Below are 17003 nucleotides of genomic sequence, written 5' to 3' on the forward strand. Positions count from 1 at the left end.
GGTAGGGGTTTTGTTTTGCCCGCAGGAAAGTTCTTACGACAGGCACGGACAGCTCCCGGCTGTCACAGCCCTCCGACAGTGCTAAGGTTCGGCCCTAGCTTTTGCATTTTCAAGGATGCCTTTATGCCGGACGCGACGTCCTTAAGCCCTGCTTTCATGGTGGTCCACGGGAATCGCCTGGATGAGTTGCGCAGCCTGGTGATCAGCTTGATGCGGCGCTATCCGCTGGGGCCTCTTGAAAATGAAATCGCGCTGGTTCAAAGCAACGGCATCGCCCAGTGGTTGAAGCTGGCATTGGCTGAGGATCCGCAAGACGACGATACCGGTGGCTGCGGTATTGCCGCCGCCATTGATGTGCAATTGCCCGGCAGTTTCATGTGGCAACTCTATCGAACGGTTCTGGGGCGTGACGAAATTCCGGCCAAGTCGTTGCTTGATAAGGCTCCCCTTACCTGGCGGCTGATGCGCCTTCTGCCGCAATTGATCGAGCAGCCGCATTTCGAACCCCTGCGGCGTTTTCTTACCCACGATACCGACTTGCGCAAGCGTTATCAGTTATCCGAGCGCCTTGCCGATCTGTTTGACCAATACCAGGTGTACCGGGCTGATTGGCTGGAGGACTGGGCGGAGGGTCGGCATCAGACAAGAAGTGTCCGGGGCGAAATCAAGCCGCTCGCGCCAGAAAACTGTTGGCAGGCCGAACTGTGGCGCGCCCTTCTGGTGGATGTGGGCGAGCAAGGCATGGCCCAAAGCCGTGCCGGAGTTCATCAACGGTACATCGAGCGCATCAACAGTTTGGAAGTGGCTCCCAGGAACCTGCCCGCGCGGGTGATTGTGTTCGGCATTTCCTCTCTGCCGGCCCAAGCCCTGGAAGCACTTGCCGGTCTGTCCCGGTTTAGCCAGATTCTGCTGTGCGTCCATAACCCATGTCGCCACCATTGGGCGGACATCGTGGCCGACAAGGACCTGCTACGTCACCAATACAAGCGCCAGGCCCGCAAGGCCGGAATGCCTGTCGTCCTCGACCCGCAGACCTTGCATCAGCACGCTCATCCATTATTGGCAGCGTGGGGCAAGCAGGGGCGTGACTATATCAACCTGCTCGACAGCTACGACGACCCCAACAGTTATCGCTCGGTATTTCGCGATGGACGGATCGACCTGTTCAGCGAGGGCAATCCCACGACCCTTCTCAGTCAGCTGCAGGATGACATTCTCGAGCTGCGCCCCCTGAACGAAACCCGGGAGCAGTGGCCTGCGGTCGATACGCAGCAGGACGGGTCTATCCGTTTCCATATCGCCCACAGTGCTCAGCGTGAGGTTGAAATCCTCCACGATCAACTGCTGGCCCGCTTCAGTGCGGATCCGAGCCTGCGCCCCCGGGATATCATCGTCATGGTCCCGGACATCGACAGCTACGCACCGCATATACGTGCTGTGTTCGGTCAGCTTGAGAGAACTGATCCCCGTTTCATTCCTTTCACCCTCACTGATCAGGGCCAGCGTGGACGTGATCCGTTATTGATCGCTGTCGAACACTTGCTCAAGCTGCCGGATAGCCGCTTTCCGGTCAGCGAAATCCTCGATCTGCTCGATGTTCCGGCGTTGCGTGAGCGGTTCGGTATCGATGAAGCTGACTTGCCTACGCTGCACCGCTGGATCGAGGGTGCCGGTATCCGCTGGGGCATGAATGCCGAACATCGTGCCGGATTAGGATTGCCCGCGGAGCTCGAGCAGAACAGCTGGCGTTTCGGTCTTCGGCGCATGCTGCTGGGCTATGCCGTCGGCGGCGCGGGCGCCTACGACGGCATCGAACCCTATGATGAAATTGGGGGGCTGGATGCGGCGTTGATCGGTCCTCTGGTTGCCTTGCTGGATGCTTTGGAAGTGGCTCATCAGGAACTCAGCCTCCCCGCATCACCGCAAGAATGGGGCTCGCGTCTGCAGGATCTGATGCAACTGTTTTTCCAGGCGAGCAACGAACATGACGACTATCTGCTGGCCCAACTCGAAGACTTGCGTGAAACCTGGCTGGAGACCTGTGAGTCAGTTGCCCTGCATGATGAGTTGCCCCTGACTGTTGTCCGTGAGGCTTGGCTGGCAGGGTTGGATCAGGGCCGACTGTCCCAGCGCTTCCTGGCCGGTGCGGTCAACTTCTGCACCTTGATGCCGATGCGCGCCATCCCCTTCAAGCTGGTGTGTCTGCTGGGAATGAACGACGGTGATTATCCGCGAGCGCAACCGCCCCTGGATTTCGATCTCATGGGCAGCGACTATCGCCCCGGGGATCGTTCCCGACGCGAAGATGATCGATATCTGTTATTGGAGGCGCTGCTCTCTGCCCGGGAAAAGCTCTATATCAGTTGGGTCGGACGCAGCATCCGCGACAACAGTGACCGTCCTGCGTCAGTATTGGTCGGCCAACTGCGGGATCATCTTGCCAGTGGGTGGCGGTTGGCAGATGACAGCAAGGATCTGCTTGAGGCGCTGACCCAGGACCATCCTTTGCAACCGTTCAGTGCTCGTTATTTTCATCAAGGCAGCGCGTTGTTCAGTTACGCCAGCGAATGGCGAATGCTTCATGGTGCCCACGAACACGCCGCCCAAAGCCAGGTGCTGGATCCCTATGTTCAGGAAGAACCCTTGGGCCTTGGGCAACTGCAGGACTTCCTGCGCAATCCCGTCCGGCACTTCTTCAGTCAACGACTCAAAATATTCTTCGAGGCCATCGAGGCCCCTTTGGCAGATGACGAACCCTTCGTTCTCGATGCACTGCAACGCTACAGCCTGAGCGACATCTTGCTGGAGGCCGCCCTGGTTCGCCTCGATCAACCGGATCTGGCACTGGCCACTCATGCCAAAAGACTGCAGAACAGCGGCCTGTTACCGATGGCCGGTTTCGGTGAATGCATGCAACGTGAACTGATCGAGCCTTTGCCTGATTTGCTCCAGCGTTATCAGCAGCTTCTGGCGTTATGGCCCACACCGCTGACCAGTGCCTTGCCTGTCAGCTTGCAATTGCATGGCGTGAGCGTCGAGGGCTGGCTTAGTGGCCTGCATCAGCGTGCCGATGGAGCGGTTCTCACCATCAGCGCCATACCCAACGGTATTGGCTCCCCCAAGACCCGTAAATGGCATCGTCTGATTCGTCCTTGGGTCAATCATCTTGTTGCGTGCGCTAACGGCTTTTCGATGACGACGGCACTGGTGGCCAGTGATGATAGCTTGCTGCTGGCTCCTTTTGAGGAGCCCGTGGCACGACGGTTGCTCGGTGAGCTATTGCAAGCCTGGCAGGCGGGTATGCGTCAGCCGCTTCCCGTCGCGGTGAAGACCGCCTTCGCCTGGCTCGGCCAGAGTGATCCTGCCAAAGCCGATGCGGCTGCTCGAAAAGCTTACGAAGGCGATGGGCAGAACTCTGAAGGCGAGCGGCGGGAAAGTCCGGCGTTGGCCCGGCAGTTTGCAGACTTCGATGCCTTGACGGCCGACGAGACATTCTCCGACTGGTGCGATGCACTTTACCGGCCACTGCTCGAAGCACCATGGCGTTCATTGGCCGGCGAGGAGGTAAGCGCATGAATCGCCAGCCTCCACTCGCCCTGGCCTTCCCGCTACGTGGCAGTCAATTGATCGAGGCCAGCGCCGGTACCGGCAAGACCTTTACCATTTCGGCGTTGTACCTGCGTCTGGTACTGGGGCATGGCGGCCCGGCCACCGGCTTTGGTCGCGAACTGCTTCCTCCGCAGATCCTGGTGGTGACCTTTACGGACGCTGCTACCAAGGAGTTGCGTGAGCGTATCCGCACGCGTCTGGCTGAGGCGGCGCGTTTCTTTCGTGATGAAATTGCCGCCCCGGATTCGCTGATCGCCGAGTTGCGGGATGAGTTCGATGCAACGCAGTGGCCTGGCTGTGCGAACCGGTTGGACATCGCTGCGCAATGGATGGATGAAGCAGCAGTGTCGACCATCCATAGCTGGTGTCAGCGCATGCTGCGTGAACATGCTTTTGACAGTGGTAGCCTGTTTACACAGACCTTGGAAACCGATCACAGCGACTTGCTTGGCGAAGTGCTCCGCGACTATTGGCGGCTGTTCTGCTACTCGATGCAAGGTGAGGCGCTGAACTGGGTGCGGACACATTGGGGCGGGCCCGCTGCGCTGCTGCCGCGAGTCAGAGGCCTGTTTTCCAGCGAACGCGATGCTGCTGAGGGGCTTGAACCGGCCGAAATGATCGCCGCATCGCTTCAGGAGCGCAGCGCCGCCTTGCTCGATCTCAAGGCGCCGTGGCGGCAATGGGCCGTGGAGTTGCTGGAGATCTGCCAGCAAGGCGTTGCCAACAAAAGTGTCGACGGGCGCAAGATGCAGGCCCGCTACTTCGAGCCGTGGTTTCAGAAAATCAATGCCTGGGTGGAGGATGAAAGCCTTGAACTGTTGGACATCGGCAGCGGCTTCACACGCCTGACCCCCGAGGGCATGGCCGAGGCCTGGAAAGGCGACGTGCCCAGTCATCCCGGGCTGGACGCCATGGCCGGTCTCAAGGCCAGCCTGGAAGCCTTGCCCACCCCCGATGCCGCGGTGCTGCAACATGCCGCGCAATGGGTTGGGGCACGTTTTGAGGCGGAGAAACGGCGCCGTGCGGAGATGGGTTTCGACGATATGCTGCTGCGTCTGGACGCAGCCCTTCAAGCCGAAGGTGGAGCACGTCTGGCAAGCTTGATCCGCGAACAGTTTCCGGTGGCGCTGATCGATGAGTTCCAGGACACCGACCCGATTCAATATCGCATCTTCGAAAGCATCTACCACATCGCAGAAAGCAACCCCGACACCGGGTTGTTCCTGATCGGTGACCCGAAGCAGGCCATTTACGCTTTTCGCGGCGCTGACATCTATACCTACCTGCGCGCCCGCGAAGCCACCGCCGGCAGGCTGCATACGCTGGGAACAAACTTCCGTTCCAGCCACGCCATGGTCAGTGCGGTGAACCATATTTTCCAGAATGCCGAATCCCGCGCTGAAGGGCGCGGTGCTTTTCTGTTTCGTGAACCGTCGGGCAAGAACCCGGTGCCGTTCCTGCCCGTTGAGTCCCAAGGGCGCAAGGAGTCCTTGCAGGTCGACGGGCTACCCGTTGCAGCACTGAATATCTGGCACCTGTCTTCTGATCAGCCGCTTTCCGGGGCGGTGTATCGCAAGCACATGGCGGCGGCTTGTGCCAGTGAGATCACGGCGTTGCTCAATGGCGGCCAATCGGGGCGCGATGGCTTTACGGTCGATGAAAAGACGCTCCAGGGATTACGCCCGGCGGATATCGCCATCCTGGTGCGTGACGGTAAAGAAGCTCAGGCAGTGCGCGACGAGCTGTCCGCACGGGGAGTGCGCAGTGTCTACCTGTCCGATAAAGACTCGGTCTTCGCTTCCCAGGAAGCGCGGGACCTGCTGATCTGGCTCAGGGCCTGCGCCGAGCCGGATGTCGAGCGGCCACTGCGGGCGGCGCTGGCCAGCATCACGCTGAATCTTGCGCTGACGGAGCTGGAACGTCTCAATCAGGATGAGCTGGCCTGGGAGCGTCGGGTCATGCAGTTCCGAGGCTATCGTACGGTCTGGCGTACCCAGGGCGTGTTGCCCATGTTGCGTCGCCTGCTACATGATTTCGAGCTACCCCAAGCCTTGATGACGCGCAGCGACGGCGAGCGGGTGCTGACCAATTTGCTGCATCTTTGCGAGCTGTTGCAACAGGCCGCCGGCGAGCTGGATGGCGAGCAAGCTTTGATTCGGCATCTGTCCGAGCACCTGGCGCTGTCCGGACAGGCTGGCGAAGAACAGATCCTGCGCCTGGAAAGCGATGAGCAACTGGTCAAGGTGGTCACGATTCACAAGTCCAAGGGACTTGAATATCCACTGGTCTTTTTGCCCTTCATCTGTTCCACGAAACCGGTGGATGGCAGTCGGTTGCCTTTGCATTACCACGATGAAGCCTGCAAGGCACAGATCAGCCTCAAACCAACCGCCGAGTTGATCGCCAAGGCCGATGACGAGCGTCTGGCCGAGGATCTGCGACTGCTCTACGTGGCCCTGACCCGCGCACAACACGCTTGCTGGTTGGGTGTGGCTGATCTTAAACGGGGCAACAGCAATAGTTCGATCCTGCACTTGTCCGCATTGGGCTATCTGTTGGGCGGTGGTGTGCCGTTGGTCGAGTCGGTGGAGTTGAGGCGCTGGCTGGAGGACCTGCGACAAGGCAGCGCAGTGGTCAGCTATCAGGAGATGCCCCAGGCCACCGACGAGCATTACCGGCCGCCACGCAACGAAGCGGTATTGCTTGAACCTTTGATTCCCGTACGCAAAGCCAGCGAAAACTGGTGGATCGCCTCCTACAGCGCTTTGCGTATCGGGGAAAGCCTGAGTGCGGCCAGCAATGATGCACCGGAGAACCCGCAGGCTCAGAAGCTGTTCGACGATGAGCGGCTTGACCCCGATGCCCCCAGGGAAATTGTTGCCGTGGGTGGCGATATTCACCGCTTCCCTCGTGGCCCCGGCCCCGGCACTTTTCTTCATGGTCTACTGGAATGGGCTGCTGGCGAAGGATTTGAAGCGACGCCAAGCGCCATCGAGGATGCCATAGCCCGGCGCTGCAATCGTCGAGGTTGGAAAGGCTGGATCGCTACCCTGGGTGACTGGCTGCAACACCTGATCAAACTGCCTATGCACATAGGGGACGGTCAGGCGCCGGTGGTGCTCGAAAACCTGTCCCAGTTCCAGGTCGAAATGGAATTCTGGTTTGCCAGCCACAAGGTCGATGTGCTCAAGCTCGACCAACTGGTTTGCCAATTCACCCATGGCGGTGTCGCTCGCGTTGCCGCTGAGCCGGTGTTACTCAACGGGATGTTCAAGGGTTTCATCGATTTGACGTTCGAGCACGATGGCCGATATTACGTGGCCGATTACAAGTCCAACTGGCTGGGTGTCGATGACATGGCCTACACCGCGCAGGCCATGGAACAGTCAATCCTCGACAATCGCTACGACCTGCAATACGTGTTGTACCTGTTGGCCTTGCACCGTCAGCTCAAGGCGCGCCTGCCTGGCTATGACTACGACCGGCATGTCGGTGGGGCGTTGTATCTGTTCCTGCGCGGTACCCGCTCAGCCAGTCAGGGCGTTTACTTCACCAAGCCTCCACGGGCGCTGATCGAGCACCTGGACCGCATGTTCCAGGGGAGGTGCGAGCCAAAGGCTGAACCGGCATGGGAACAGGGGGAGCTGCTATGAAACGTTCTTTTGCCGATCTGTTACCCAAGCCGTCTGATGACGACAGCCTGATGGATCTGGCTCCTCTGAGCCGTGCGGATGACTTGCTGCTGTTGCTCACCCGCTGGGTCGAACGAGGATGGCTGCGCGCCCTGGACAAGGCATTCGTCGCCTTCCTCCATGAACTCGCGCCTGAAGATGATCCATTGGTGCTGCTTGCTGCGGCGCTCACCAGCCATCAGTTGGGACACGGGCATGTCTGCCTGGATTTGTTCGAAACGCTCAAGGAGCCGGATTTCGCCCTGTCACTGCCGCCTGAAGGCGACTCGCAAACCGGCGTGGCGCTGTTGCCCTCGCAAATACTACGGACCCTCGATGGGGCTCACTGGTGCAAGGTCCTCGCCTCCAGTGCGCTGGTGGCCTTGGCCGTCGATGAGCATGAAGAGGCGCGGCAGCGCCCTTTGGTGTTATCAGGTAAGCGTCTTTATCTGCGTCGTTATTGGGCTTATGAGCGGCGGATCGATGAGGCGTTGCGGCAACGGCTTGCCGAACATGAAGCCGCACCTGGTGATCTTCGCGAGCGTTTGAGCGGATTGTTCGGGCCGGCCAAAGCCGCGGGCCCGATCGATTGGCAAAAACTGGCCTGTGCGCTGGCGACCCGCGGAGCCTTCAGCATCATCACCGGCGGCCCGGGTACCGGCAAGACCACCACGGTTGTGCGCTTGCTCGCCTTGCTTCAGGCGCCCGCTGTCGAAGCAGGCAAACCGCTGCGGATCCGCCTGGCCGCGCCCACAGGCAAGGCAGCGGCACGTCTGACCGAGTCCATCAGCCAGCAGGTTCGCACCCTCGATGTGGTTGACGCCGTGCGTGAACGCATTCCCTGCGATGTGACCACGGTCCATCGTTTGTTGGGCAGTCGGCCTGGTACCCGACATTTTCGCCATCATGGGGGCAATCGCTTGCCACTGGATGTGTTGGTGATCGATGAAGCTTCGATGATCGATCTGGAGATGATGGCCAATCTGCTGGATGCGCTGCCGACTCATGCGCGACTGGTATTGCTGGGCGACAAGGACCAATTGGCCTCTGTTGAGGCTGGTGCGGTACTGGGGGACTTGTGTCGGGACGCCGAGGAGGGGTGGTACAGCCCCCGGACCCTGGCCTGGCTGGAGTCGGTCAGCGGCGAAAACCTGGCGGCCAGTGATCTGCGGCAGGACCTCGATGGTACTCATGCCCTGGCCCAGCAAGTGGTCATGCTCAGGCATTCGCGGCGCTTCGGTGAGGGCAGTGGGATCGGTCAACTGGCGCGTCGGGTCAACCAGCAACAACCGGAACAGGCCCGTCAACTGCTGCTCGAAGGTGAATTCCCCGACCTGTTTTCCCTGGCGCTGAGGGGCGAACACGATGGAGCGCTGGAGCGCTTGTTACTCGACGGCAAGGCAGAAGGGCCGAAGGGTTATCGGCATTACTTGAGCCTGTTGCGTCAGCGCCGCCCGGCCATTTCCCGACCGCTTGAGGACGGCTGCTGGACAGATTGGGCTCGAGAGGTCCTGTCGGCTTTCGACGAGTTCCAGCTGCTTTGTGCCGTACGCAAAGGCCCGTGGGGCGTCGAGGGGTTGAACCAGCGCATCACCGCCGCACTGCTCAAGGCCCAGCTTATCGACAGCGATCACCAATGGTACGAAGGGCGCCCGGTTCTGATGACCCGCAACGACTACGGGTTGGGCTTGATGAATGGCGATATCGGTATCGCGCTCAAGCTGCCCGAACGAGATGGGCCGGACGCGGGCAAGCAGGTTCTGCGGGTCGCGTTCCCTCGTAACGATGGCCAGGGCGGTGTGCGTTTCGTCCTGCCCAGTCGCCTGAATGATGTAGAAACTGTCTTTGCCATGACGGTGCACAAATCCCAGGGGTCGGAGTTCGCCCATACAGCTTTGATTCTTCCGGATGCGCTGAACCCCGTGCTGACTAAAGAGTTGGTGTACACCGCCATTACTCGGGGCAAGCAGTGGTTCAGCCTGATAGAGCCGCGAGCGGGAGTCTTTGAAGAGGCGGTTCGGCGCAAGGTCAAGCGCTTGAGTGGGTTGATGCTGGAGCTGGAAGGAACTGTCTGAGCGACCGACTTTCACGGTCAATGTCCTGGGCAGCTGTTCTGTCGGCGGATATCGCAAGCGTCGCAGAACGCTGCCTCGCTGGCTTTTTGGCACTGTGCTATCTTTCCGGCACTTATTGCATCGACCAAGAGACTTTCCATGAGTGTGGCTGTTCAGGAGACAGTGCGCCGCAAGGGCTGGAGGCAATATTTGCTCGCCAGCCTTCTGTGCTTACTGGCGCCTGTGGTTGTCGGCCAGGAGCAGGCCACCACGACCCGGGCTGAACAGCGGGCCGAATCCGTCACCCAGGTTGTGTTGGGAATTCTCAGCTACGCCCGCTGGCCCGTGGAACCAGCGCAATTGCAGTTATGCATTGTCGGGCCGACTCAATACACCGACGATCTGGTCAAGGGTACGACGCAGGCCACTGGCCGGCCCGTGACTGTGCAGAGGGTGCTGGCCGATCACCCCAGCATCGCTACTGATTGCAACGCGATCTACATCGGCAGATTGACCCTTGACGAGCGCACCCGTCTGTTTGCGTCCTTGATCGGCAAACCTGTGTTGAGCATCAGTGAAGGCGGCGATCAGTGCACCGTCGGCAGCCTGTTCTGTCTGCGGGTCGCTGACGAACAGGTCTCGTTCGAGGTCAACCTGGATTCGGTGGCGCGCAGTGGCGTGCGCATTCACCCCAGCGTTTTGCAGCTTTCACGTCGCAGGCCAGCAGCACCATGAATCTGCCCATGGCACGGATTCGTCCCACACTGGGCTCGGTCATCGGTCGCGGTCACCTGATTGTCGCGTTGGTGGCGATCACCATGGCCAGTGTCTCCCTGACGTTGCTCGGTGTACTTGCGCTGCGAGTCTATGCCGATCACAACCTGCACCTGATCGCCCGTTCGATCAGCTATACCGTTGAAGCGGCCGTGGTGTTCGATGACTCAGTGGCGGCGACTGAGGCGCTGGCTGTGATTGCCTCCACCGAAGAAGTCGCCGATGCCGAGGTGTTCAACGAGCACGGGCGTCTGCTGGCTCGCTGGCAGCGGCCGGAAACGGGCTTGTTGTCGGAGCTGGAGAGGCACATCGCCAAAACCTTCCTGGAAAAGCCCATCAGGCTGCCCATCATCCATCAGGGACAGAATATAGGTGCAGTTTTACTGTCGGGGCATGGCGGCAGTCTTCTGCGGTTTTTGCTCAGCGGCCTGGCGGGAATCGTCCTGTGCACGGCGGTGAGCGCCTGGGTAGCCTTGTATCTGGCGCGACGTCAGTTACGCGCAATCACCGGGCCGCTGCGCAGCCTTGCCGAGGTGGCCCATGCCGCGCGCAGCGAACGCGCCCTCGACCGACGCGTCCCACCAGCCGCTATCGCCGAACTGGATAACCTGGGCAATGACTTCAACGCGCTGCTTGATGAACTGGAGTCTTGGCAAACCCACCTGCAAAGCGAGAACGAAACCCTGGCTCACCAGGCCAGTCATGACAGCCTGACCGGATTGCCGAATCGGGCATTTTTCGAAGGCCGGCTGATCCGTGCACTGCGCAATGCCAACAAACTCGACGAGCAGGTCGCCGTGCTCTATCTGGACAGTGACCGGTTCAAGGGTATCAACGATAACTTCGGCCATGCTGCCGGTGATGCGGTGCTGACGGCGGTGGCGACACGGGTTCGGGCGCAGTTGCGTGAAGGTGACCTGGTGGCGCGCCTGGGCGGGGACGAATTTGCCGTGCTGCTTGCGCCCTTGCACCGGGCCGAGGATGCCGAGCTGATTGCCGAAAAAATCATAGCCAGCATGGAAATGCCCATTCAATTGCCCGGCAATGCCTCGGTGCTGACTTCTCTGAGTGTCGGCATCGCCGTTTATCCTGATCATGGCGCTACACCAGGCGCCTTGCTCAATGCCGCCGATGCGGCGATGTATCAGGCCAAACGCCTCGCCAGAGGCGGTCAACACACGGCCGGGGCGGAGCACCCGGTTGCTGATCTTCAAGCCAGGAGCTGACTCGTGCGCCTCTATCCTCAACTCTCCCTGCAGCGCTTCGCCGCGCTTTTGTTCATCACCGTTCTGGCCCTGACCGGCTGCCAGACGCCGCCCCCAAAAGGTCTTACCCCGGCGCAAGTCGCCGTGCTCAAACAACAAGGGTTCGAATTGACTGACGAAGGCTGGGCCTTCGGTCTATCGGGCAAGGTGCTGTTTGGCAGCGATGTGGAAAACCTCAACGCGGCCAGCACCGAGATCGTCGAACGAATTGGTAAAGCTCTGCTGGGGGCTGGAATCGAACGGGTGCGGATCGATGGTCATACCGACGCATCAGGCTCGCAAGCCTATAACGAGCAACTGTCGATACGTCGGGCTAGCAGCGTGAGCAAGGTATTGATTGGCGTGGGCATGCGCGAAGAAAACGTTCAAACACGGGGGCTGGGCAGTAGCAGGCCAGTCGCCTCCAACGACACGGTGGAGGGGCGCACCGAAAACCGTCGCGTCGCCATCGTGGTCATCGCCGACTAGTCGGCGAACACCATTTCCCGGCTATCGCCCATCAGCAGTGGCTGATTCTGCTCAGTCACTTCGCGGATGTAATCCCACAACAGGGTGATGCGCTTGAGCTTGCGCAGATCCTCCCGGCAGTACATCCAGAACTGTCGGGTGACGGTGATTTCCTCCGGCAGCACCGGCAGCAGGCGGGGATCCTGGGCGGCGAGGAAGCACGGCAGGATAGCCAATGATCGTCCTTGCTGCGCTGCCACGAACTGCGCAATCACGCTGGTGCTGCGCAGGTGAGCATGGGCGCCTGGCAATACATTCGCCAGATAGAGCAGCTCGGAACTGAACGCCAGATCATCCACATAGCTGATGAACGAGTGCTTGCTCAGGTCCGCCGGTCGGTGGATGGGAGGATGGCTGTCCAGGTATTGCTGGGTGGCGTAGAGCTGCAGTCGGTAGTCGCACAGTTTGCAGCACACATACGGGCCATGTTCGGGGCGTTCGAGGGCGATGACGATGTCGGCTTCGCGCTTGGAAAGGCTGATGAAATGCGGCAGCGGCAGGATGTCCACGGAAATGGCCGGGTAGGCATCGACGAAATGACTCAGTTGCGGCGTGATGAAGAAGCTGCCGAAGCCCTCGGTACAGCCCATGCGCACGTGGCCGGACAACGCCACCCCAGAGCCTGAAACCTGTTCGCAGGCCATGTGCAGGGTGCTTTCGATCGATTCGGCGTAACCCAGCAGGCGCTGGCCTTCGGCTGTCAGGACAAAACCGTTGGTCCGGGATTTTTCGAACAGCAGCGTACCCAACGAAGCTTCCAGCGAGCTGATGCGCCGCGACACCGTGGTGTAGTCGACGGCCAGGCGCTTGGCCGCCGTGCTGGCCTTGCGGGTGCGGGCCACTTCGAGGAAAAACTTGAGGTCGTCCCAATTCAGCGACCCCAGGGAGGTGATGTTTTTTTGCATGATGGACCGGTTTTTATGTGCGTTCTTATTAGAAGTTTGCACATCTATACTCCAAAAACCGTCTCATCACCAAGGTGTCTGTCTAGGCACCTTGATCTGTGCTGAACCAGCGCTCTCTATAAGAACAAGTCCCGGAGGCCAGCATGAACGTTTCCCTTACGCCCAGCGACACTGCCCTGCAAACCGTAAAGTTGTTGATCGACGGCGAGTGGGTTGAATCCCAGTCCAGCGAATGGCACGACATCGTCAACCCGGCCACCCAGCAGGTACTGGCGAAAGTCCCGTTCGCCACGGCGTCGGAAGTCGATGCCGCCGTTGCCGCCGCCCAGCATGCTTTCCAGACCTGGAAGCTGACCCCCATTGGCGCGCGGATGCGCATCATGCTCAAGCTCCAGGCGTTGATCCGCGAGCACTCCAAACGCATCGCCGCCGTACTGAGCGCCGAGCAGGGCAAGACCATCGCTGATGCCGAGGGCGATATTTTTCGTGGCCTGGAAGTGGTGGAACACGCTTGCTCCATCGGCACCCTGCAGATGGGCGAGTTTGCCGAGAACGTTGCCGGCGGTGTCGATACCTACACGCTGCGCCAACCGATTGGTGTGTGCGCAGGCATTACCCCGTTCAACTTCCCGGCGATGATTCCGCTGTGGATGTTCCCGATGGCCATCGCCTGCGGTAACACCTTCGTGCTCAAACCGTCGGAGCAGGACCCGCTGTCGACGATGCTGCTGGTGGAGCTGGCCATTGAGGCCGGTGTGCCGGCGGGCGTGCTCAATGTGGTGCATGGCGGCAAGGATGTGGTGGATGCCCTCTGCACCCACAAGGACATCAAGGCGGTTTCCTTCGTCGGCTCGACGGCGGTCGGCACTCACGTGTATGACCTGGCGGGTCGCCATGGCAAGCGCGTGCAATCGATGATGGGCGCCAAGAACCATGCAGTGGTGTTGCCTGATGCCAATCGCGAACAGACCCTCAATGCTTTGGTCGGCGCCGGTTTCGGTGCGGCGGGCCAGCGTTGCATGGCGACTTCGGTGGTGGTCATGGTGGGTGCGGCCAAGCAATGGCTGCCCGAGCTCAAGGCCCTGGCGCAGAAGCTCAAGGTCAACGCCGGCAGTGAGCCCGGCACCGATGTCGGTCCGGTGATTTCCAAGCGGGCCAAGGCGCGGATTCTTGAGTTGATCGAGAGTGGCGTGCAGGAAGGGGCGAAGCTGGAACTCGATGGCCGTGACATCAGCGTGCCGGGTTTCGAGCAAGGCAACTTCGTCGGCCCGACCCTGTTTTCCGGCGTGACGACCAAGATGCGTATTTACACCGAAGAAATCTTCGGCCCAGTGTTGGTGGTGCTGGAAGTCGACACACTTGATCAGGCAATCGCCCTGGTCAATGCCAACCCGTTTGGCAACGGCACCGGTCTGTTCACCCAGAGCGGGGCAGCGGCGCGTAAATTCCAGAGCGAAATCGACGTTGGCCAGGTGGGGATCAACATCCCGATTCCGGTGCCGGTGCCGTTTTTCAGCTTCACTGGCTCCCGTGGTTCGAAACTCGGTGACCTGGGGCCCTACGGCAAACAAGTGGTGCAGTTCTACACTCAGACCAAGACCGTTACTGCGCGCTGGTTCGATGACGACAGCGTCAATGACGGTGTGAACACCACCATCAATCTGCGTTGAGGAGCCGGACATGAAGATCGCATTTATCGGTCTGGGCAACATGGGCGCCCCCATGGCGCGCAATCTGCTCAAGGCCGGCCATTCGCTGAACCTGTTCGACCTGAACCAGACGGTGCTGGCTGAACTGGCCACATTGGGCGGCACCATCAGCGCCTCGCCTCGCGATGCGTCCCAAGGCGTTGACCTGGTGATCACCATGTTGCCGGCTGCTGCCCATGTACGCAGTGTCTGGCTCGGTGACGACGGTGTACTGGCCGGCATCGCCGCCGGTACGCCTGCGGTGGACTGCAGCACCATCGACCCGCAGACCGCACGCGATGTTGCGGCCGCGGCCGCCAAACAAGGCGTAGCGATGGCCGACGCGCCTGTCTCCGGCGGCACCGGTGGCGCGGCGGCCGGCACATTGACCTTCATGGTCGGTGCCACCGCTGAATTGTTCGCCACCCTGCAACCGGTGCTGGCACAGATGGGCCGTAATATCGTGCATTGCGGCGACGTCGGCACCGGGCAGATCGCCAAGATCTGCAATAACCTGCTGTTGGGGATTTCCATGGTGGGCGTGAGCGAAGCCATGGCTCTGGGCGATGCCCTGGGGATCGATACGCAGGTACTGGCCGGGATCATCAACAGCTCAACAGGCCGTTGCTGGAGTTCGGACACCTACAACCCGTGGCCGGGCGTGATCGAAACAGCACCGGCGTCCCGTGGCTACACCGGGGGCTTTGGAGCCGAGCTGATGCTCAAGGATCTGGGCCTGGCGACTGAAGCGGCGCGGCAGGTTCATCAACCGGTGGTGCTGGGCGCGGTGGCGCAGCAGTTGTACCAGGCGATGAGTCAGCGGGGCGAGGGCGGCAAGGATTTTTCGGCGATTGTTAACAGCTATCGCAAACCGCAATAAGCGCTGGGCATCGGCGTTTTTTTGTGGCGAGGGGATTTATCTGTGGGAGCAAGGCTTGCCCGCGATTACAGGCGATGCGGTCTCTGAGGGAGCGAGGTGGCTGCATCGCGGGCAAGCCTTGCTCCCACAAATGCCTGCTTCGCCACAGAGCCTGTGCAATTTAGAAAGCTGTTTTCCGAGAGACCATGTCGGGTGGTCTCTCGGTTTTTTGTTTCAGGCAAAGACGAAATATTTACGCACGGTCTCGACCACTTCCCACGTGCCTTTCATGCCCGGCTCGACGACGAAGATGTCACCGGCCCGCAGATGGATTGGCTCCATGCCATCGGGGGTGATGATGCAGTAGCCTTCCTGGAAATGGCAGTACTCCCACTTCACATAGTCCACGCGCCACTTGCCCGGCGTACAGATCCAGGTGCCCATGATCTTGCTGCCGTCTTCGCTGGTGTAGGCGTTGAGGTTGACGGTGTGCGGATCGCCTTCGAGTTTTTCCCATTTGCAGGCATCGAGTACGGGCAGCGGATGGGTATCGCGCAGGACGGTGATGGGGGCGGTCATGTGAACTCCGAAAGGGACAGAAGAGAGCAGGCACCCTAACGCGCGACATGATCGGGCAGATGCCTGTGCTCGACACCGGCCTATCCAGAAGCGCGCGTCAGCGAGTGGTCAGGTGCGTGGACAGGGCTTTGGCGTAGGCGGGCAAGGTGTCGAAGCGGCGGGCGCACAGGCGCAGTGAGCGTTGAGCCCAGGCCTCTTGCAGCGAGACCCATCGCCAGGAAGGCTCGGGCGGGCGCCGCGCGATAGCGGCCTTTGGCACGATGGCAATGCCCGCACCATGAGCGACCATGCGAATCACCCCATCAAAACCGTCGGCGCGAATGCGAATGTGCATGCGTCGTCCGGTGTGCAGCGCCTGTTCTTCGAGGTAAATCGCCAGAGCACTGGAAGCGTTCAGGCCTACATAATCATGGCTGAGGGTCTCATTGAAACTTAGCGGGCGACCGTCAGCCAGAGGATGTTCCGAGGGCAGGATCAAGACCAGCGGATCATCGCGAAAAGGGCGGGTTTCAAGGCCGGCGGTGTCGACCGCGTCGGAGATGATACCCAGGTCCGCCGCGCCCTGACGCAGTGCATGGGTGATCCTTGAGCTGGGCAGTTCCTGCAGGTCGATGTCGAGGTTGGAATGGGCCTTGAGAAAGTCGGCCAACAATTCCGGCAGGTATTCGGTCATGGCGCTGGTGTTGCACAACATCCGTACCCGGCCCTTGACGCCCCGGGCGTATTCGCCCAAGTCCTGTTGCAGGTGTTCGGCGTGTTGCAGCAACACCCGGGCATGTTGCGCCAGCGCCTGACCGGCCGACGTGGGAGTTACACCGCGCCGCCCGCGTTCGAGCAATTCGATCCCCAAGGAGGCCTCCATGGCGCGGACCCGGGCACTGGCCGCCGCCAGGGACAGATGGCTACGGGCAGCGCCGGCAGTGATGTTGCCGGTGTCGAGGATATGCAGATAGAGGCGCAGGTCGATGAGGTCGAAGTGCATGAGTGTTGTGATCCTGTGCCGGGTTCTGGGGTGCCTGATGGGTCGCTTCGCGAGCAAGCCCGCTCCCGCATTTGAAATGTGATCCCCCTGTGGGAGCGGGCTTGCTCGCG

General features: G+C 60.5%; 11 protein-coding genes. 8 read left to right on the forward strand and 3 right to left on the reverse strand.

Features of this window, described 5'->3' with window-relative positions; all coding sequences use genetic code 11:
* Positions 1-123: 123 nt before the first annotated feature.
* The 6 genes from recC (at position 124) to yfiB (ending at position 11841) form a co-directional block, all read left to right on the forward strand.
* Complete coding sequence (recC, locus tag HU811_RS15745) at positions 124-3576, forward strand: exodeoxyribonuclease V subunit gamma (RefSeq protein ID WP_186656836.1); 3453 nt, start codon at positions 124-126, stop codon at positions 3574-3576.
* Positions 3573-7262 carry an exodeoxyribonuclease V subunit beta gene (gene recB, locus HU811_RS15750; RefSeq protein ID WP_186656837.1) on the forward strand — a complete coding sequence of 1230 codons (3690 nt, stop codon included), beginning with the start codon at positions 3573-3575 and terminating at the stop codon, positions 7260-7262. The genes recC and recB overlap by 4 nt, the downstream gene beginning before the upstream one ends.
* Positions 7259-9355, forward strand: a complete 2097-nt coding sequence (gene recD / locus HU811_RS15755; RefSeq protein ID WP_186656838.1) for an exodeoxyribonuclease V subunit alpha — start codon at positions 7259-7261, stop codon at positions 9353-9355. Before recB ends, recD begins: the two co-directional genes overlap by 4 nt.
* 138 nt (positions 9356-9493) lie before the next feature.
* On the forward strand, positions 9494-10069 hold the full coding sequence (gene yfiR, locus HU811_RS15760) for a regulatory sequestration protein YfiR (RefSeq protein WP_092402175.1): 576 nt from the start codon (positions 9494-9496) through the stop codon (positions 10067-10069).
* Entirely contained in the window at positions 10066-11334 is a 1269-nt protein-coding gene (gene dgcN / locus HU811_RS15765) for a diguanylate cyclase DgcN/YfiN (RefSeq protein WP_186656849.1), read from the forward strand. The genes yfiR and dgcN overlap by 4 nt, the downstream gene beginning before the upstream one ends.
* Before the next feature lie 3 nt (positions 11335-11337).
* Positions 11338-11841, forward strand: coding sequence for an outer membrane lipoprotein YfiB (gene yfiB / locus HU811_RS15770; protein WP_186656852.1), 504 nt, complete (start codon positions 11338-11340; stop codon positions 11839-11841).
* Here the strand turns inward: yfiB and HU811_RS15775 are convergent.
* The gene (locus tag HU811_RS15775; protein WP_092459722.1) at positions 11838-12785 is read right to left on the reverse strand and encodes a LysR family transcriptional regulator; all 948 of its coding nucleotides are present in this window, start codon (positions 12783-12785) and stop codon (positions 11838-11840) included. The two genes, yfiB and HU811_RS15775, sit on opposite strands and share 4 nt — an antisense overlap.
* Positions 12786-12928: 143 nt before the next feature.
* Between HU811_RS15775 and HU811_RS15780 the strand changes: the two genes are divergently transcribed.
* Both HU811_RS15780 and mmsB read left to right on the forward strand, forming a co-directional pair.
* Positions 12929-14455, forward strand: a complete 1527-nt coding sequence (locus HU811_RS15780) for a CoA-acylating methylmalonate-semialdehyde dehydrogenase (protein WP_186656854.1) — start codon at positions 12929-12931, stop codon at positions 14453-14455.
* Between the two features lie 10 nt (positions 14456-14465).
* Positions 14466-15353, forward strand: a complete 888-nt coding sequence (gene mmsB, locus HU811_RS15785) for a 3-hydroxyisobutyrate dehydrogenase (RefSeq protein ID WP_186656857.1) — start codon at positions 14466-14468, stop codon at positions 15351-15353.
* A gap of 213 nt (positions 15354-15566) precedes the next feature.
* Here mmsB and HU811_RS15790 read toward each other — a convergent pair whose 3' ends face one another.
* Positions 15567-15911, reverse strand: coding sequence for a cupin domain-containing protein (locus HU811_RS15790; RefSeq protein ID WP_085701337.1), 345 nt, complete (start codon positions 15909-15911; stop codon positions 15567-15569).
* Positions 15912-16008: 97 nt separating this feature from the next.
* Complete coding sequence (locus HU811_RS15795) at positions 16009-16893, reverse strand: LysR substrate-binding domain-containing protein (protein ID WP_186656860.1); 885 nt, start codon at positions 16891-16893, stop codon at positions 16009-16011.
* Positions 16894-17003 lie beyond the last annotated feature (110 nt).

It is taken from the genome of Pseudomonas tehranensis (assembly GCF_014268615.1).
GTDB classification, from domain to species: domain Bacteria; phylum Pseudomonadota; class Gammaproteobacteria; order Pseudomonadales; family Pseudomonadaceae; genus Aquipseudomonas; species Aquipseudomonas tehranensis.